This window comes from Mycolicibacterium sp. P4_G11, from assembly GCF_056555145.1.
On record NZ_JBFUJW010000008.1, the window covers coordinates 105933 to 124426 of the forward strand.

18 protein-coding genes are annotated in these 18494 nt (G+C 63.7%); 12 read left to right on the forward strand and 6 right to left on the reverse strand.

From position 1 onward, the window contains the following. Nucleotides 1–42 precede the first annotated feature (42 nt). The 3 genes from AC1U2B_RS19015 (at nt 43) to AC1U2B_RS19025 (ending at nt 3105) form a co-directional block, all read left to right on the forward strand. Nucleotides 43–1245 carry a benzoate/H(+) symporter BenE family transporter gene (locus AC1U2B_RS19015; protein ID WP_480217995.1) on the forward strand — a complete coding sequence of 401 codons (1203 nt, stop codon included), beginning with the start codon at nt 43–45 and terminating at the stop codon, nt 1243–1245. A gap of 335 nt (nt 1246–1580) precedes the next feature. Then, nucleotides 1581–2417, forward strand: coding sequence for an enoyl-CoA hydratase/isomerase family protein (locus tag AC1U2B_RS19020; protein WP_480217996.1), 837 nt, complete (start codon nt 1581–1583; stop codon nt 2415–2417). Between the two features lie 118 nt (nt 2418–2535). Further along, nucleotides 2536–3105 carry a TetR/AcrR family transcriptional regulator gene (locus tag AC1U2B_RS19025; protein ID WP_480217997.1) on the forward strand — a complete coding sequence of 190 codons (570 nt, stop codon included), beginning with the start codon at nt 2536–2538 and terminating at the stop codon, nt 3103–3105. Nucleotides 3106–3109: 4 nt separating this feature from the next. Here the strand turns inward: AC1U2B_RS19025 and AC1U2B_RS19030 are convergent, their stop codons facing one another. The 4 genes from AC1U2B_RS19030 to AC1U2B_RS19045 all read right to left on the reverse strand — a co-directional run bounded on the left by AC1U2B_RS19030 (nt 3110) and on the right by AC1U2B_RS19045 (nt 8010). Continuing rightward, entirely contained in the window at nt 3110–4387 is a 1278-nt protein-coding gene (locus tag AC1U2B_RS19030; RefSeq protein WP_480217998.1) for an MCE family protein, read from the reverse strand. 693 nt (nt 4388–5080) lie between these two features. Then, the gene (locus AC1U2B_RS19035; RefSeq protein ID WP_480217999.1) at nt 5081–5557 is read right to left on the reverse strand and encodes a DUF309 domain-containing protein; all 477 of its coding nucleotides are present in this window, start codon (nt 5555–5557) and stop codon (nt 5081–5083) included. A 935-nt stretch (nt 5558–6492) separates the two neighbouring features. Further along, nucleotides 6493–6774 carry a hypothetical protein gene (locus AC1U2B_RS19040; protein ID WP_480218000.1) on the reverse strand — a complete coding sequence of 94 codons (282 nt, stop codon included), beginning with the start codon at nt 6772–6774 and terminating at the stop codon, nt 6493–6495. Nucleotides 6775–7521: 747 nt separating this feature from the next. Then, a complete protein-coding gene (locus AC1U2B_RS19045) occupies nt 7522–8010 on the reverse strand; it encodes an Hsp20/alpha crystallin family protein (RefSeq protein ID WP_260938012.1) in 489 nt (162 codons plus the stop codon). Between the two features lie 189 nt (nt 8011–8199). Here AC1U2B_RS19045 and AC1U2B_RS19050 point away from each other — a divergent pair, with 189 nt between their 5' ends. Next, nucleotides 8200–8598, forward strand: coding sequence for a MerR family transcriptional regulator (locus tag AC1U2B_RS19050; RefSeq protein WP_480218109.1), 399 nt, complete (start codon nt 8200–8202; stop codon nt 8596–8598). 310 nt (nt 8599–8908) lie between these two features. Here the strand turns inward: AC1U2B_RS19050 and AC1U2B_RS19055 are convergent, their stop codons facing one another. After that, nucleotides 8909–9502: a PadR family transcriptional regulator gene (locus tag AC1U2B_RS19055; RefSeq protein WP_480218001.1), complete on the reverse strand. Its 594-nt coding sequence runs from the start codon at nt 9500–9502 to the stop codon at nt 8909–8911. A 298-nt stretch (nt 9503–9800) separates the two neighbouring features. Here AC1U2B_RS19055 and AC1U2B_RS19060 point away from each other — a divergent pair, with 298 nt between their 5' ends. The 3 genes from AC1U2B_RS19060 to AC1U2B_RS19070 are packed head-to-tail and all read left to right on the forward strand — an operon-like array spanning nt 9801 to nt 14190. Next, a complete protein-coding gene (locus tag AC1U2B_RS19060) occupies nt 9801–10694 on the forward strand; it encodes an SDR family NAD(P)-dependent oxidoreductase (RefSeq protein WP_480218002.1) in 894 nt (297 codons plus the stop codon). Continuing rightward, nucleotides 10691–11158, forward strand: coding sequence for a nitroreductase/quinone reductase family protein (locus AC1U2B_RS19065; protein WP_480218003.1), 468 nt, complete (start codon nt 10691–10693; stop codon nt 11156–11158). The genes AC1U2B_RS19060 and AC1U2B_RS19065 overlap by 4 nt, the downstream gene beginning before the upstream one ends. Then, the gene (locus AC1U2B_RS19070; RefSeq protein ID WP_480218004.1) at nt 11155–14190 is read left to right on the forward strand and encodes an MMPL family transporter; all 3036 of its coding nucleotides are present in this window, start codon (nt 11155–11157) and stop codon (nt 14188–14190) included. Before AC1U2B_RS19065 ends, AC1U2B_RS19070 begins: the two co-directional genes overlap by 4 nt. 88 nt (nt 14191–14278) lie before the next feature. Here AC1U2B_RS19070 and AC1U2B_RS19075 read toward each other — a convergent pair whose 3' ends face one another. Next, a complete protein-coding gene (locus AC1U2B_RS19075; protein WP_480218005.1) occupies nt 14279–14794 on the reverse strand; it encodes a TetR/AcrR family transcriptional regulator in 516 nt (171 codons plus the stop codon). A 735-nt stretch (nt 14795–15529) separates the two neighbouring features. Here AC1U2B_RS19075 and AC1U2B_RS19080 point away from each other — a divergent pair. The 5 genes from AC1U2B_RS19080 (at nt 15530) to AC1U2B_RS19100 (ending at nt 18402) form a co-directional block, all read left to right on the forward strand. After that, nucleotides 15530–16390 (forward strand): hypothetical protein, encoded by an 861-nt coding sequence (locus AC1U2B_RS19080; protein ID WP_480218006.1) that lies wholly within the window; start codon nt 15530–15532, stop codon nt 16388–16390. A 23-nt stretch (nt 16391–16413) separates the two neighbouring features. Then, the gene (locus AC1U2B_RS19085; RefSeq protein WP_480218007.1) at nt 16414–16752 is read left to right on the forward strand and encodes a hypothetical protein; all 339 of its coding nucleotides are present in this window, start codon (nt 16414–16416) and stop codon (nt 16750–16752) included. Beyond that, the gene (locus AC1U2B_RS19090; protein WP_480218008.1) at nt 16742–17245 is read left to right on the forward strand and encodes an SRPBCC family protein; all 504 of its coding nucleotides are present in this window, start codon (nt 16742–16744) and stop codon (nt 17243–17245) included. The genes AC1U2B_RS19085 and AC1U2B_RS19090 overlap by 11 nt, the downstream gene beginning before the upstream one ends. Before the next feature lie 12 nt (nt 17246–17257). Continuing rightward, nucleotides 17258–17671 carry a nitroreductase family deazaflavin-dependent oxidoreductase gene (locus tag AC1U2B_RS19095; RefSeq protein ID WP_480218009.1) on the forward strand — a complete coding sequence of 138 codons (414 nt, stop codon included), beginning with the start codon at nt 17258–17260 and terminating at the stop codon, nt 17669–17671. Between the two features lie 431 nt (nt 17672–18102). Then, nucleotides 18103–18402, forward strand: a complete 300-nt coding sequence (locus AC1U2B_RS19100; RefSeq protein ID WP_480218010.1) for a hypothetical protein — start codon at nt 18103–18105, stop codon at nt 18400–18402. Nucleotides 18403–18494: the final 92 nt, after the last annotated feature.

Below are 18494 nucleotides of genomic sequence, written 5' to 3' on the forward strand. Positions count from 1 at the left end.
TTCTGTTTACAGAACGTTCCGTATTCAGAACGGAGAGTGCGGATGGAACAGGACGTCTCGAAGGCAGTCCCGATCAGTGCCGGCGTGGTGTGCGCGCTGGTCGGCTTCACGTCGTCGTTCGCGGTGGTTCTCGCGGGATTGCGGGCAGCGGGCGCAAATCCGCAACAGGCGGCCTCGGGTTTGGTGGCGGTGAGTTTGGCGATGGGCGCGTCATCGATGCTGTTGTCGCGGCGGTTCCGGATGCCGATCACCAGTGCATGGTCTACGCCCGGCGCGGCGCTGCTGGTCACGACCGGTGCGGTGGCCGGCGGATGGTCCGCGGCCGTCGGTGCGTTCGCGCTCACGGCGGTGCTGCTGCTGGCGACGGGCCTCTGGCCGGCGCTCGCACGCCTGGTCACCCGCATCCCCAATCCCGTCGCTCAGGCGATGCTCGCGGGGGTCCTCCTCCCGCTCTGCGTTGCTCCGGTAACCGCCTTGGCCCACGATCCGGGCGCGATCGCGCCGGTGCTGGTTGTGTGGCTGATCATGGTGGCGCTGCGACCCCGCTGGGCGGTACCGGCCGCGTTCGGCGCCGCCCTGTTCGTGATCGCGGTGACGCTGGTCCGAAACCACGCCCTGCCCGCAGCCAGTGCATGGATCCCCCACCTGCAGTTCACGGCTCCCAGCTTCACGTTGCAAGCTCTCACCGGCATCGCTGTGCCGCTGTACATCGTGACCATGGCAGCGCAGAACATCCCCGGCGTCGCAGTCATGTCGGGTTTCGGGTACCGCGTTCCCTGGCGTCCGGCGCTGACGGTGACCGGGATCGGTTCCTTGCTGGCGACTCCGTTCGGCGGACACGCCGTCAACCTGGCCGCGATCAGCGCCGCGTTGGCAGCCGCACCGGACGCCGATCCGAACCCCCGCCGCCGCTGGATCGCCGGGTTCACGACCGGCGCGGTGTACTGCGGGCTCGGCCTGGTCTCCACCGGACTGACAGCGGCTGTTCTCTCCGCCCCGGCCGGTGTCGTGCAGGCCGTTGCCGGTGTGGCGCTGCTCAGTGCTTTTGCCGGCGCCTGCGCGGGAGCGATGGCCGACGAATCGGCGCGACTCCCTGCCGCGGTGACGCTTGTCGTTGCAGCTTCGGGGACGACGGTGGCCGGTGTCGGTGCGGCGTTCTGGGCGCTGGTGATCGGCGTGATCGCACACCGACTGCTCAGGCCAGCGCCCGACCCCGCTCCAGAACCGTCGACACCGGGACGGTAGGTCCCTGTGAGGATCGACGCCGCGTCACCGTCATCGACATTGCGCAGGCGGGACTTTCATTCGGTGCCCAAATAAGGAAGAGGGGCATCATCCTTATTGTCAATCGCCAAATGTGCTGCGGCGCAATTTATTCGCCGATGCGGTCCCGATCATTCGCGCCGCCGGCATGCGCGCTCATCGATCTACTAGCCAACCCTCATGCGCACCGGTCGAGCACCGCCGCAGTCCGACGGTTGACAATCAAGATGATGATCATCATCCTGATTGAAGACGGCTGAATGCGCGTGTGGACCCGGTTCGGGTGCGCAGCGCTCGAGAATGAAGGACACCCCCGCATGACCGAATCATTGACCCAGTTCACGATCAACGAGGTAGCGGCGGGATATTGGCGGGTGACGTTCAGCAATCCGCCCATCAACCTGTCGGATACAGCCACCCTCCTGGAGCTTCAGCGCGTCGTCGGTCTCATCGAGTCCGACGACACGTTGCGGGTCGTCGTATTCGACAGTGCTGACCCCGACTTCTTCATCAATCACTACGACGTCTCCCAGTTCGCCGAGTTCCCGTTGGCGCCCGGACCGACTGGCCTGCCAACGTTCATCGACACCACGACACGGCTGTCCACCTCCCCCGTGGTAACCATCGCGTCCATCCGAGGCCGCACGCGCGGCGGCGGGTCGGAGATTGCCTTGGCATGTGACATGCGTTTCGCCAGTCTGGAGCGTGCGATCTTCGCGCAAATCGAAGTCGGCGCAGGCGTTTTCCCGGGAGGTGGCGGCATCGAGCGCCTGCCCCTGCTCGTCGGACGGGCCAGGGCACTCGAAATCGTCCTGGGCAGTGACGATTTCGATGCGGCGACTGCCGCGGACTACGGCTGGGTCAATCGCGCTCTGCCCGACGATGAGCTCGATGCCTACGTCGACAATCTCGCTCGGCGCATCGCGTCGTTCGACAAGCCTGCACTCGCCGAAGCGAAGCGGCTGATCAACCGGAGGACGCTGCCGTCCGCTGATGATCTGTTGCAAACACAGGACGCGTTCCTCGACGCATTTTCCTGGCCCACCGTGCCGCAGCGGGGAGCCCGAATCCAACGTAGAGCCGGTGAAGTGGGTCCTGACTTCGAAGCACGTTTCGGCCACCACCTCGGCGATCTTGGCGACGACACCAACTGACGACGCAGAGCGGCTCACCTGAGTGCAGCCAATCCCATGGCGTACGTTCGCCTGCACGAGGTAATCACTAAGTTCGCCGGCGTCAGACTGATGCCGCACCAGGCTCGGAGGTTCATTCGTGGGCAGTTCGCAGGCCGACAAGGCGGCAAGCCACGATCGCATCGTCAACATCGCTGCCACCCGTATACGCCGTAGTGGCATCAACGGCGTTGGCGTAGCAGAGGTGATGAAGGAAGCCGGCCTCACCCACGGCGGCTTCTACCGACATTTCAAGTCCCGAGAAGAACTGGTCGGCGCCGCGGTGGAGCACGCCCTAACCCAGGGAAGTGCGCGGACCATGGCAGCGGCCGACGAAGGCGGCAGACAGGCGTTCGAGACCATCATCGACGACTACCTCAGCCATGCCCACCGCGCCCATCCCGAAGCTGGATGCGCAGTGGCCGGTCTGGCTCAAGACATTTCGCATGCTGAGGATCGAACCCGCACGGCCTACGGGCACCAAGTCGAGCAGTATCTTGAGCTGCTAGCAGGGTTGACGCCAAGTTCGGACGCCGCTGCCGATCGACGTCGCGCCTGCTTGGTGCTCAGCGCACTGATCGGCGCCCTCGCCATGTCCCGAGCAGTCGGCGACGCCAAACTCTCCGACGAGATTCTCGCCGAGACCGCGGCGGCACTCAAGGACCTCTAGACGGTCATGGGTTGATGGTGTACTCACCGTCTTGACGGCCCCAGACGTACTCGGACGCGAAAGGCGAACCCAGGCCGAGGTGGTTGTACGGCGCGATCGACGCGCCCGTGTCCATCACCATGTACGGCATCGGCCAGATGTCCTTGCTGACCGTCCAGCAGCCCGGTCGACCCATCGGACCGCCGGAAGCGTTGATCCGGGGCAGGTTGTCCGGATAGACATACGCGTTGGCGGCGCCGACCAGTTCTTGATTCATCGCCAGCGAGTAGCCGTTACCGCCCACGCCCTTGGCCGCGGCCGGCGCACCGGTGGCGAAACCGCGGAACATGCAGTCGAGCTCAGGGCTGTACTTGTCCAGCAACCGGGCGGTCGGCAACAGGTCCTCGGCGCCCCGGGTCAGGTACGGGCCGCCCCGTTCGAGGATGTCGCCACCGGTGTTGCCGAACCCGACCGCCGACATCAGCGCCTGGTCGATGTTGCCCCGCTGATCGTTCAGGGTGCGCTCGGTCGTCACGGCACTCTTGAGGCCGTCCCACAGATCCGGCGACGCCTGCGAGTAGACCTCGGTCAGGTCGGCGAGGGCCTTGGTGTCGTGCCGGAAGGTCGGCATCCGCTGGTTCAGGTCGGCCAGAATCGTGTTGCCATTGACCAACGACTGCCCGAACTTGTCCCCCAGCCCGTCGAGCGCCTGGGCGGCCGCGGTCAGCGTCGCGTTCAGCTTGATCGGGTCGACCTGGTCGGAGATCGCGGTGATGGTCTCGAACAGCGTATTGAACTCGGTGGTGACGCCACTGGCGTTGATCACGTCACCACTGTTGACGCGCTGCGGCGACGGGTTCGCCGGCGAGGTGAACGAGATGTACTTGTTGCCAAAGGCGGTGGTGGCCAACAGTTTGACGTCCACATTGGCGGGCAGCAGGCTCACGTACCGCGGATCAACGCTGAGGACGAGTTTGGCTTGAGTCCGGCCGTCACTACCGCTTTGGGCCTCAGCGGCCTGCAGCCGGCCGATCGGCACCCCGTTGTAGGTGACCTTAGAACCGGGATCCATCGACAATCCGGACCGGTTGTACATCACGTACAGCACTGCCTTCGTGTCGAAATAGCCTCGGAACTGGGACCAAGTCAGCGCCAGCACCAGCACAGCGAACAGCACCAGCCCCAGAGCTGCCGCGCGGTACGGCGGTGACCGGTCAGGGTTCAACGGGGCGTGGACCTGCCCCTCGGCGATCGGCGGCGGTGGCAGCGCGTCGCTGTCTTCCGTCGAGTCGGGACCGGCCATTGCGCCTCCTTGCTGATTCGCTAGCGCCGAGCGCCCTGTCATTAAACGCTGAACCTGGGGCTTGCCGAAACTCTCGCGCCTGCATGGTGTTCGGGCTCACATGAGGCCGATCGACATATCACCCGTCACGCACATCGCGCCGGCGAAAACCATTGCGCGCTGATGACTTCGACATGCCAGGAGATGCCGACAAGCCGCGCTCGGTTGCCGGCACTGTTGTTTGCTGTGCGCTAGGTCACCGTCGGGCGGCATTCGGTTTCGGGACGGACTCCCGACTACACCTTGCAAGAACGTGTCTGACATTGACGTCGGATATCAGACCGCGTGGATGCAGAGGGAACCGTCGTGGAGGACTTTTCGCCGGGCGACCGGTCGTGGTGGTGTCGCAGTCGTTGGTGGCGGGTGCCGGTGGTTCTGGTGGTCACGATCGTGATTACGACCTGTGGGATATTTTGGATAGCCGGCGTCGATCACCCGCGCACGGAACGAGACGCTGGCGCATCATCTACACAGCGTTTCGCCGATGCGGCGACGTCGGCAGTCAGCGGATCGACGCCCTAGAAGCGTTGTGCTGAAGCCTTTTTGGGCGACTTGGGCACTATTGGTTCTGTCCGCAATAGCTTCTCACTACCGCCGTGTCCCCGTTAGGGCTGACTTAGCCGTTTGCGGACTGTCTCAGGGCAGCAGCGCACGCTAGCGTGTCGTCAGCGGCGGGCGCAGACGTGTCGGTGAGATGTCGGCATCTGCGGCAAGGTCGGTTATCAGCGCACCGGCCCAGGAGCCTAGGCCGTCGATGTCAACGCAGTGCGGCGCCGGCCGGCGCACCTCGCCCAGGTGACCAGACCCGCGCTGAAGCAGAGCAATCGCACCGTTGCGGTTGCCACGCTGGACGTGAGTGATGCCGACTGCGAGCTGGGCCAGGCCTTGCCACAGCGGTCTCTCATCGTCTGGGCCGTTCTTCCACGCGGCCTCGAGAACCTCATGCGCCTTGAACGCGAAACCCTCGTTCAATAGATCCTGGGCATAGGCGAGGGTTTCGGTCGGCGACAGCTCAAGGTCGTCTGGCACGCGGGGAATGCCCTCGCTGCCCGCCGGAAGGGGGCGGCCCAACGCGTCGCGAGGTCGATCGTTGCGAGGCCGCCCGGATTCGTCGCGATCGCGTTCTGCCATGTGTTCATTAGACCGCTCTAGCCGTCAAGAAGACGACCGGCGTGAGTCCGAGTGACACACCCGCTGTTACAACAATGCAGGCTCTCGGTTGATCGGCCGGATCAACATCGGTGCCACGGCAGGGTCCTGGCCCACGTGGGCACGACGGTGACTCCACAGGACAATGGCGGCGATAAGCGCTGCAGCGCCACCGGCGCCGACCGGGAGCGTGGTTGATTGGCGATCAGACAGTATCGATTGGCACTGCTCGACATAGTTGCTCGTCACGAACATGGGCCCGCCGCTGGTGTACTGATCGAAGTTGAGTTGGTCTTGTTCTCGGGCGACTTCGAGGCGTGGGTGAAAGCCGTTGCCGCAGGGAATTGGAGTTCCGGCCCGGTCCACAGAGCCCAGGTGCACAGGGATTGCGGTGGATAGCAACGCGCCGAGGACCGCTGCGGCGCCGGCGAGCGACAGTAGACGACTAAACATGCTGCTCCAGTTCCCCTTTCGAGAATGTCCCCGCCGAGGAGGGGTTCTCCCGGGCCATCTGGGTTGTGCGTAAGCGGTGGGTTCGCCGCGAAGGTTCCGGAACGCCTGAACCTTCGTGGAATTAGCCACCGCTACATGTGGTTAGTCGTGACCCGTGGCCGGAACCGAACGTCGGTATTACGTGATCCGAGGCACACAGGACCGGCACGCAACTCAAGCTGGCCTGTTCAAGGCCATTCGGTCGCGGCTGTAGCTGTGGTTGGTCCGGCGAGGATGTTTCTAACAAGCCTTCTGGTGCAGACGACGGGCCTTGGCCCGGATCTCCATCATGGTCAGGTTCGGCGAGTCATCGATATACGGCGGCGCCTCGGAGATCGACTGGTTGAGGAATATCATCTCGCCGTGGCGACTACTCGCAGAGCCTGGCGGGTTGGATTGAGCGGCAGCAGATTTAGCCGATCGGCTTAGCTCGTTCCCAGCACGGTCTGGACGATGTCACTGATGCTGGGAATGTCACTGATGCCGAGAATGTCGGGGGTGTCAGAATGACCCGTGCTGTTGAAGGCTGTGGCGATGTCTTCCCACGTGTGGCCGGCCCTGCGGGCTTCTTCGACAGTGTTGCGCAGGGCGGTCTGCGCCTCCCGGACGGCCGCGTTTGCTTTGCGCACGCGCTGAAGATGTATTGAGTGTGCATGCTGCGCGGTCCGCTCGTCGGTGACATCGGTTTGTTCGGGCTCGGCAGTCATGGGTGGTTCTCCTGGGGTGGGGCGTGATTCGCGGTTGTCACCGTCCACGTGATCGGTGTCGGCAGCGGCCGGGGCCACCCGCCATGGGGAAGTGTTGCCTCGGTTGGGCTTTGGCGCGTCCGAACGTACCCGGCGTGGGTGGGGACGACGCCCAGGATGTGGCCCAGGGGGGTGGGCCAGCCCGGCCGCTGTCGCGGTGATGCCATCACCTCGCTTTCACGGAACTGCTCGCAGAGTCATCGGATTGCGTTGTGGGGCTGGTGATCTGCGCATCGGAGGGCTGCGCTGCATCGGATCGATACGCTGGACCGGCTCACTGTGCGGTCGCGGCGCCGAGTGATTGGAAGACCGACCAGCGCGCCGGGGCCCGCGAAGGGCGCACCCGACCGCTGGTGGTGCCGGCCGCCGACACCGGGGAGCTTCCACAGGCGCGCGGAAGATGGCGTCGACTTCGGCGATCAGCGCCATCACCCCCGTGGGGTCATCGACGCCCAGGGACATGGCCAGTAGCTCTGGCTCGGTGGGGCTTGGCGCTGCCGGCGCCGCCATCGTTGTGCTCTGCATCAGTGCTCACCTCCTCTTCCTGTTGTCAGCAGGTCGGCCATTCAAGAATGTGGGATGCGACCGCGCGAGACCCCGAATGTCGCTGCGGCAGCGGTAAACCGGTCATTGACGGCGACTGGGACCCGGGGAACCGGGCTGGGCGAGGGAGCAGCAGCCCGGTTCCCCGGAGGGGACAAACCTGGGTCAGGCGCCGACCGGCTCCCTGACCGCACTACCGCCGCGCACCTGCTCGCCGTCCTCGGTGATCACGGTGGTGTCATCGATCGATTTGGTCGCATCGGGGCGGCCCACGGTGATCTTGCGGGGCTTGGCTTTCTCGGCCACTGGGATCACCAGGCGCAGCACCCCGTCGTGGTAGTCCGCGGTGATCCGGCCGGTGTCGAGGTTGTTGCCCAGCACCAGCTGGCGAGAGAACACCCCGCGGGGGCGCTCGGCGGCCAACATCTCCCGGGCCGGATCCACCGGGGCGCGTTCGGCGCGCACGGTCACCACATTGTTCTCGATATCCAGATCCAGCGAATCTGCGGAGATACCCGGCAGATCGAACTCCACATGGAACTCATCTCCGTCGCGCCAGGCATCCATCAGCATGCCGGCCGGGCGTGCTGCCGTGCCCAGCACCTGCTGGGTGAACCGGTCCAACTCCCGGAACGGGTCGGTACGCATCAGCATCGTGGCCACCTCCATCTGTCCTTTCCCTTGTGCCATCTGTTGCGTCAACCAGACTGATTTATCTGTGCCATCTGGTATAGATTTTTATATAGCACTGGCAGATATCAGATGCAAGTAGGGAACGAGAAAAAGATCGTGGATCTGACCAACGACGGCGCCGCCCTGCCGAACCGGGCACCCGGACAGCGGATGCCCGCACCCGGCCACGGGGTGTACGGGATTACCGTGGCCGCCGAACTATCCGGCGCCCCAACACAATCACTCCGATTGTGGGAACGTCACGGTCTCCTGTCCCCGGCCCGCTCCGAGGGCGGCACCCGCCGATACAGCGCCGATGATCTGGCCCGCATCGAGCGGATCGTCACCCTGGTCGCCGCCGGCGTCAACATCGCCGGCATCGGCCGCATCCTGGACCTACAAGACCAAAACGGCGACCTTCAACATCAGAACAGCCAACTCGCATCGGACAACAGCGCACTGGAACGGCGCAACGCCGCACTACAGGCTGGTGAACAGACCCCGGTACCCACACGCGCACCCAGATCATCCAGGCGCAGTGGTACGCGAGACATCGACAGGCACACGTAGCCGGAGATGAGATGCACGGTGCGCCAACACCAGCGCCGGCTCGGACGAGGCCATCGTGGAGCCTCGCTCGCGCTGTAGCGCCGCACGAACACGGTCGTTCGTGAGCCTCGGCGGTCGACATGAAACGTGCCGCATGTCAGTGTTTCTGATGTTCGCGCGGCTGGCGCTGCACGGTCCGCGAATCCCGCGATTGTAGGTTCTCAGATCCCGTGGCCAATCGAAATGCTCTGACCTGCAACCACTACCGCCGTCTCATACAGGGGTCATTCGGGTTTGTCTTGTTGAGGCCGCCCGCGATGTTCAATAGCGGCTAGGCAAGCTGCGCCGTCTCGACGCCGCTTTCTCCACGTTGGGCGGCGCGGGCACGTAATGCGGCGCCCGCCCACTGAAACCAGTTCATGTTCTCGCGTTCAAAGTCGTAGCCGCGCCGAAGATTCAGGTATGGGCCGATGCGGCGGGCGCTAGCAAGGTACTGCTCCTCGGTTCGCCCTTTGAGGTATGTGGCGACCAGGCGTTCATAGGTGGCCAGCCGCGCCGCCGACTCCTCGTAGCGGCTTTCCAGATCAGCGATGACTGCGTCGAGGTCACCGACATCGGCAGCCTGAATCTTGATGAGCAGCTCATCTTTCATCGCGTAGGCACGTGATTGCTGCTGGGTGAATCTTCCAAGCTCCGCGATACCAGTTGCAGTGATCGCGTAAACCCGCTTACTGGGCCGTGCCGTTTGGATGACATCGGTCACGTCCGCCAGACCGTCGTCGTGGAGCCTCGAGAGCTCGGCGTAAATCTGCTGCCGCGAAGCATGCCAGTAGTTGGCAACAGATACGGACATACGTTTACCCAGCTCGTAGCCGGTTGCCTCGCCATCCAGCAATGAAGCAAGGACCGCGTGCCTGAGTGACATACCACTCATGTTAGCCAGCTAGCGGCATAGTCATATATGTTCCTAGGCAAATCTTTTCATATGCATGCGGAGGCCTAATGATGTTTTGGGTGATTGAGGAACTCGACCAGCCGGTCCAGCAGGTACAGGACTCGGTGCCGTCGACCACCCTGCCGGGGCTCGGGATGCGCCGGAGCCCCTCAAGGCGGTTTTGCGGCAGGTTTTTGCAGACATCCCAAGGCGCGGTGGAACGTCACGGCGCTCATGTCATCGCGATCGCGAGCGGGCACCGAATCTTTTGGACAGGTACGGCGACACGATGATCCGCATATTCAACAGACCCCGGGCAGGTCTGGCGGGCCGCCGGATCGTCATCACCGGAGCGTCCGACGGCATAGGGCGTGAACTCGCTCTCCAACTCGCGCCCTCCGGAGCCCAACTCATCCTTCTCGCACGCCGCCACGGGGAACTAGACCAAGTCGCCGAGCTGGTCCAGCAACTCGGCGGGGAAGCCAGCATCTACCCGGTGGACCTCTCACTGACTGATCATGTGCAGGCGGTCGCCAACACCGTCCTGGACCGCCACGGTGGCGTGGACATATTGGTCAACAATGCTGGGCGATCGATCCGCCGACCTGTGGCGCAGTCCTATCAGCGACTGCACGACTGCCAGCGGACCATGCAGGTCAACTTCTTCGGCGCCCTCGGGCTGATCCTCGCCTTCCTGCCCGGGATGCGAGAACGCCGCAGCGGCCAGATCGTCAACGTGTCGAGCATGGCAACTCAGAACGCCACACCACCGTTCGCCGCTTACAACGCTTCCAAGGCAGCCCTGGATGTGTGGACACGCACTGCAGCAGCCGAAATGGCCCCGCACGGGGTGTCCATGACGACGGTGTACATGCCACTGGTGAACACGGCGATGAGCGCAGCAACCGACGCCTACGTGGATGCGCGGCTTCTCACGCCCTCGCAGGGCGCGCAACTCATTTACCAGGGGCTTGGACGCCGCACACCTCGGATAGCCCCGCTGGCGGGAACTATCGGTGAAATCCTGGCCGCCCTCGCACCTTCCCTGCATCGGCGCGCGACGAGCGTCGCCTATCGGCGACTTCCCGGCTTCGAGACAGCCTGGCGAACACAGCACCAGCGCACCGCCGAAGACGGCAGCCGCACACCGTCCGCCGCGACCCCAATCGAAGGAATCCAATGACCGGCCGTGATCTCTACCATCGAATACTGCGCATTCATCGCTGGGTATACGTCCATAGCAACGGCTGGATTGGCCACAAACTCCTCATGGGCAATCCAACGCTGCTATTGACGACTATTGGGCGGCGCACAGGAGCGACCCGGATCACCGCGTTGACCTACGGCCGCGACGGATCGGCCTACCTGGTGGTCGGCTCTAACGGGGGATCGCGCAATGCGCCAGACTGGCTGGTAAACATCCGCAATAGCCCCACGAGTCATATCCGCGTCGGGAGGCGCCACTACCAAGTCACAGCCACGATCTTTCTGCCCGGCGATAGGGATTTCGCACGTCAATGGCAGATCGTCAACGGCATCAACAAGAACCGCTATACCCAATACCAGCTGCTGACCGATCGCCCCATCCCCATCGTGCGCCTACAGCCGCGCCTCACGCCGTCCTCGGCGGCGCAGGAGACGCGGTGAACACCCTCTCGGCTCGGCTCGGCGGTTGGTGCACCCGACATGCGGCATGGGTGCTGCTGTTCTGGGTTGCTGTCGCGGCGGGCCTGAACGTTGCGATCCCCCAGCTCGAGGTGACCGTTCACAAGTATTCGGCGCCGTTCATCCCGGCCGATCTGCCAGGAGTGCAGGGCCTGACCGCGATGGCCACCGAGTTCGGCACGCCGGTGTCGAGCGCGCAGGGCTCTGTTGTCATCGCCAACGACCGCGGCATCGGGCCAGCCGATCAGCACTACTACGCCGAACTCGTCGCCCGGCTGCAGCGAGACACCCAACATGTCGCCTACGTCATCGACACCTACGGCCACCCCGCCGCGCGCGCAGTGGGTCTGAGCCCGGACGGCAAAGCGATCAATCTGCTTATCGGTGAGACTGGCGGTATCGGTTCCACCCAAGCGCAGCGAAGTACCGATCGGATCCGGGAGATCATCAACGAGGTGCCCCATCCACCGGGAACCTCGGTAGAACTCACAGGAACGGCGCCGGCCCTGTCGGACCTCTACACCGGGATCGACAAGTCGCTGCTGGTGATTACCGCAGTGTCGGTGGCGCTCATCACCGTGCTGATGTTGCTGACTTACCGATCGGCCGGTGTTGCGATGGTGCCGCTGCTGACTCTGGGCTTATCGCTGGGAATCGCCCGCCCGATCATCTCGCTGCTCGGCGAACACCACATGGTCCCGGTTTCTAACTTCTCCATCGCGATCATGACCGCGATGGTCCTGGGCGCTGCCACCGACTACGCGATCTTTGCCGTTGCCGGCTACCACGAGGCACGGCGGCTGGGACGGGGTGCGGGCGACTCAGCGGTCGCCTCGGCGATCCGGGTCACACGGATCATCACCGCGTCCACGTTGACCATCGTGGCCGCTAGCGGTGCCATGATCTTCTGCAAGGTCGGGATTTTTGTGACCGCCGGACCCGCCACAGCACTCGCCATCGCCGCCACATGCTTGGTTTCTTTGACGCTGCCACCAGCTCTTTTGCACCTGTTAGGTTCTCGCGGGTGGGTTGAGCCGCGCCCCAGCCGGGAACAGCGCTGGCGATCTATCGGTGGGTGGGTGATGCGCCGTGCGATGCCACTATCAGCCGTCGCGCTGGTCATGTTGATTGCTGCCGCGGCGGTGCTGCCGACGATGATCGTCGGCTTTGACGAGAATCGTATGCAGTTGCGCGCCACCGACTCCCGCAGCGGGTATGACACCGTTATCCGGCACTGGGGTGTCAACGAGGCCGCCCAGGAGTTTCTGCTCGTGCGCGCCGATCACGACATGCGCAACACCAATGACCTTGCCGCACTGGAGTCGATTGCCATCGCCGTGAGCAATCTTGACCAGGTCGCGTATGTCCGGTCCATCACCCGCCCGGAAGGCAAACCGATCCCCGAGTCAGCCATCGGGTATCAAACCCGGACAGTCGCCAACGGACTCGGCGACGCACACAAGCAGCTTGCAGAGGCGTCCCCGCAACTCAAAGCGCTCGCCGCAGGCGTCACCCAGTTGAACACCGGCGCCGCCGCCGCCGCACAACGCGTCCCGGCGCTAGTGGACGGCACACAGCGCGTGGTGAACCTCGCCAACGGAGTACTCGATGCCCTCACCTCGGCGCAGCGCACTCTGGCCACTGCCACCGACAGCACGATCGACATCAGCCAAGCCACCGCGATGCTGCGCGCCGCAGTGGGCGCGCTCACCACGGCCTCCGGTGAGGTTCGCAGCGCCCAGCAGCGACAGGCCTCATCGGCGGCCAGCCTCTCTGAGGTGTTCGGACCACTGCTCGAGCCGGGGACACCGGCGTGCACGGCAAACCCCAGTTGCGCCGCCGCACGCACAGCATTCACCAACCTCGACCGCGCCACCAATGGTGGTGCCTCCCACGCGATTTGGTCAGCCATCGCCACCGATGTGCTCCCCGCAGGGATAGGCGACAGTGCGCCAGCGGCGCTCGCTCAGGCCGACGACGCCTTGGCCCGCCTGCAGGGCCTGCTTGCGGGCCTGGACGGTTTGTCTCCGCAGCAGATGAAGGCCCGTCTCGGACAGCTCACCGCCGGCGTCAACGAGCTGTCCACCGGAATCAATCAACTCTCGGGCGGCCTGGGCCAGATCAAGACCGGCACCGACCAGGTGATCACCATGACAACGAAGCTCCAGGAAGGGCTCGGCGACGCCACCGGATACCTGACCCAGCTATCCGACGCCACCGCTGATGGCCCCGGCCGCGGCTTCTACCTGCCCGAGCAGGGGCTGCGCTCGGATCGATTCGTCGACGGCGCCCGGATGCTGATGTCGCCCGACGGGCGGTCCGCACGGATGCTGGTCGTGTGGCGGATCAACCCCTACTCCGACGAGGCCCTGAACACCGCCGCATCGATCCCGGCCGCCGCCCGCACCGCAGCACACAGCACCGTCTTGGCCAACGCCCAGTTCGACGGATTTGGCCTTGCATCGGTCTCCGCGCAGATGCGAACCCAAGTGCTGCACGACTTCTGGTTGTTCGGGCTGGTCGCCGTCATCGGGGTGTCCCTCGTGCTCATCGTGCTGTTGCGTGCCCTGGTCGCACCAGCGGTGATGGTCGCGACGGTCGTGCTCTCGTTCGGTGCTGCCGCAGGCGTGAGCGTGCTGCTGTGGCAGCACCTGCTTGGTATCCCCGTCGACTGGTCCGTGCTGCCGGTTTCTTTCATGATGCTGGTCGCCGTCGGCGCGGACTACTCGATGCTGTTTGCCGACCGGATCCGAGAGGAAGCTACAGGCAACTCAACGATGCGCGGGGTGCTCCGAGCGTTCGGATCCACCGGCAGCGTGATCACAACCGCCGGACTGGTCTTTGCGATCACGATGTTCGCACTCATGAGCGGCAGCGTGATCACCCTGCTGCAAATCGGCTCGACAGTTGGCATCGGCCTTCTCCTCGATATCGCAGTCGTACGCACAATATTCATCCCCGCGGCCATGACGCTGCTGGGTGAACGGATGTGGTGGCCCGCACGCAACCCGTGACCCCCGCCGACTGTCGTGGTCAATTCGCACCCACGACGGCTCCATCCACACGCTGCACGGCGCCCCGACCATGACTGCGTTTTCCGTCTTACTGGTTCTTGATGACGGCAAGGACAGAGTTGTAAACGCCCGTAAGTAGGTCACGCAGTTCGTCCCGGCTGATGGTGGGATCTTTAAGCCAGGTCACGCAGACGTCGACTTGGAATGCGATCCAGCCGTGGATGGTGAGGCGTTGAGCCTCGGTGGGGGTGCTGTCGGTCAACCAGGTGAGCATCCGTTGTTGGAGCACTCGCCGGTTGCCGGCCAGGATTTCGCGAACCTCGGGATCAGCATTACCCAGGCCCTGGTAAATCGTCAGGTAGCCATGCGGATGATTCTGCAGGTAGTCGAGGTAAGCATCCAATGACGCGCGAAACTGCTCCTCAGGGGGTGCCGAGGGATCGGTTACAAGAACGTCAAGCAGCGCCTCGGCTTCGCGCTTGACGATGGCGACGACGAACGCTTTCTTGCTGCCGAAATAGTGGTAGATCAGTGCATCCGAAACCCCGGCGGCCTTGGCCACACGGTCGATCCACACCTCGTCATACGGGCGCGTCGCAAACATCAGACAACCAACGGTTAGCAGCTCGTTCCGACGAGCGGCCACAGAGAGCCGAGTTCGTGAAGTCGTTGACATGGGCTGGCGCTCACAGTACCTTCCCGTTATTCAAGTTCAACTTAATAAGGAGTCCCGCTTCATGCCCCGCCTACAGACGTTGCACTTCGTATCGCAGTTGAAGCAGACGCGGATTCCCGCGGCCGTGCTCCGGTGATTGCCGAGGGCCGGGCCGAGTCCGTCGTCCCCATCGGGACGCTGTGCGGGTTGCGAGACGGGGTGGACTCCCCGCACACGGTGCGAGGAGTTTTCACACGCCAGCAAGGTGATGTCATCGCCGACGATGGCGTTGTCGAAGTCAGTCAGGTCAGGTGGTTATCGCCACTGCCAGGTTCGTCAGCTCCGCACCCAGACGCGATCGATCATCTCAGCTACCTGCGCTACCGGTTGGCTGACGGCCCGGACCAGGCGTCGCGGGCCGACGCGGTCCTGGTGATTCAACCGGGTAACTACTGTGGGTGCCACTCGCTTGACGGTATCGCCCGCGCGATTGTCCGGTCGGCGGCAAGCAAGGGCCAGGCAGTCGAGTTCTGGGCGTTGGCGCGGCGCACTGAAGGGCTTGACGACGCTTCCGGGGTCCGAGCGGCGGTGGCGGCGGGCAATCCCGATCTAGCGTTCAATTACTACCTACGTGGGGTGCCAGTTGGTGGCCGAACCTTCGAAGGATTCAAAACCAGCGCCGGAATGCCGTTTCTGGCTGGTCTGGGTTTTGCTCAGGTCGTCAGCGATATGCGCGAAACGATCGAACGCGGAGTGCCGGACCCCACGGTAAGGCGGCAAAAGGTGTTCGTCGGCGGACATTCCGGCGGGGCGATCGCCGCAGCCGCGTTCGGGGCGTGGGATTTCGATGGCATTCCGGGATATGACCTGTGTAAGGGGTTCATTGCCCTCGATACCCCGGTCGATTGCGATTTCGGCCTGCGCACCAACCCGATCCTGCAAGTACTGGGGTGGCCGGTGCGGTCATTGGCCGGCGCCATATACCCATTGGCGGTAGCCGGGCTGAACTCGGGTTTGCTACCGAGGTTCTCCGGGGCTTTCGTGACACTGAACGTCTACCTCACCCGGTTGCTGGGCACCTACGCCTACCTCACCCCTGACACCGAAGCCAGAGTGCTACAGCGCGCCGACGCCCTCGTTGCGGGGACTCGTCACCGGTGGGCCTGGCGGGCGGTCACACGGCTGATGTTCTCGGCTACTCCATGGCAGGCCCTCATCGGACGACCTGATCCTTTGGGCTATCGGTTGACCAGCGAAGCGGAGCTGGGGATGTGGCTCAGCACGGGGGTTAGCCCTAACCCGGGCCGTATTTCTTTCGGCACAATCGATGGGCCGCAACGGACCCGGACGTTTCCTATGCCGGCGTGGACGTGGCGGGTGCCGGTGCTACGGGGCCTGGTGGCCTTCGCATTTGGGCATACGCCACTGCGAGCAGCTGCCGATCACCACCTCATGTCCGGCTGGCGTTCGACGGTCGGGCCCACGCAGCCGGTGGACGTGCGCACCTGTGCCCGCGCATTGATGGGCGCCCGGGCGCCGGCGTAGAGCCGTACCACTCCCTGCGCTACATGGTCGATCAATTGTTCGTGATGCTCGGCGCGCGCACGGGCGATTTGTCGGCTGTCAAACATGAGAAGCAGATGCGCACCAAACCCCTGGTATCAGTCTTCGAGTCCCATGTCCCGCTCGCCCCCCGCGTGCCGTTTATGAATGTCGGAGAAGCGCACGTCGTTCCGCACTACTCGCATATGGACATCGTGTTCGCCAGCGCCGATCGCCCGGACGGATCCGTCGAACCCGTCAGCGACCACATCACAAACTTCGTCCTCGCCCAAACTCTGCCAGGCCGCGACCAAGCACCAGGCAGAAAGCACGTCACGGCCACGGAGTCCGGCGATGCCCGCTGACACGCCATTTCATGAAACAACCGGGCCGAAGAGCACCGCGGCGGCCCCTTACTGGTACGTCGAAACAGAATCGCTCATCGACGCCCCCTTGAGCGCTGTGTGGCAAGTCATCGTCGATGTCAACGACTGGAACCAATGGGGCAACCGTCTTCCGTTCCGTGTCCGCGGGCCCCTGGAATCCGGAGCCAGGCTGTGGATGGGCACCGGGCGAAGCGGATTGTTGCCGATACCGCGCGCCCACTGGCAAGCCGTCGATACTGAACGTTCTCTGCGTTGGGGCGGCAGCATCCCCGGACTGCGCATCGACCACTGGATCACCCTGCACCCCGCCGAAGGTGGCACCTGCGTTTTGCACGGTGAAGGCATCGAAGGCCCCCTGGCACGAATCATCCCCAAAATGCTTAGGGCGCCATACGCAGCGCTCCTCGGTTTCATCCTCAACCGCAAGCTCGAACGACACTTCAGCAAAGACCGCACTACCTACTACCGATAAGGAATCTATCCAATGCCTATACCTCGGCGCGCGTCCCGCAGGCTTGCCCGCTTTAACAAGCGAGTCACCAACCGAATTCAGGGAAAATGGGCCGGCACGCTGCCGCCCTACGGCCTGCTCCTGCACAAAGGCAGAAAATCCGGAAAGATCTACAGAACCCCGGTGGTGTTGCTCCGAGCATATTCCGGATACGCGGTGATGGCGGGCTACGGCCGTCACAGCGACTGGATCAAGAATCTTGAAGCGGCAGGAGCGGTCGACCTCCAGCGCCGGAGAAGAACATCGACTTTCAACGAAATCACCGTCGCTTCTAGTCCAGAAGCGCTCCGCCACCTCCGACCGATCGGACGATGGATCGTGAAGTACGCCAAGCCAGAATGGGTTGTACTCATACTCGACGGCAATACCAACTCAGTCACGCCGTAGCCCTAGTCGTTACAGGCTCTGGCAACTGACATCCTTGGCTCCTTGGCATAGCACGGTCGCTCTGCCTGCTACGAGCCCATCCGTCAATACCTAGTCGAACTGGTCGGACCAGCGTCCGCAAAGGGGTCAATCCGAGCGCCTCTGTGGCCCGCGTCCATTCTTCGATCCTTTGCTTCAGGATGATCGAGCCCGCCCTATAGATAAGGTTGTCCTTCACGATCCAGACCGCGGAAATCAGACCGCTTGTAGGTTCTCACGTTCGGCTGCATTTGACCGCTGCTCTGACCAGCGACTATCGGATTTGTCTCACGCCCGCTGCACGGAGGTTTGTCTCACGAAGCGCTGCATTTCCTACAGAAGGTTCGCCGACAGGCCGAAATGACCAGGCCTTTTGGGGTACTCGCATCTGAGATGCAATCGATCGGGAGAAAATGAAATCGGTTGCGAGACACAAGAGCCTGACGTTCGCGGGTGCAACAACGGCGAGTGGACTCATCGCCAGATTCGTCCACAACACCATGAACGTCCCCGTCCCCGTCCTCGCCGTCTCCATTTGGACGGGCGGGATCGTGGGCCCGGTGCTGATCGGCTTAGGCTTCCTGTCCGAGAACGGTCCAAAACTCACGGCGCATTTCGTGCTCTCTTCCCTCGCTGTGGGCGCGGTCAACGCAGCACTGCTGGTCGTCACGATCTACGGAGCCATCTCCGTCGCACAACCCACCGCGACCTGATCAGACCGCATCGAGTTGCACTTTTGTGGCGACGGACGTTCACTGGTCGACCGCCGATTGTCCGTCTCGTGTGTCTTGGCACGGCGCAAGCG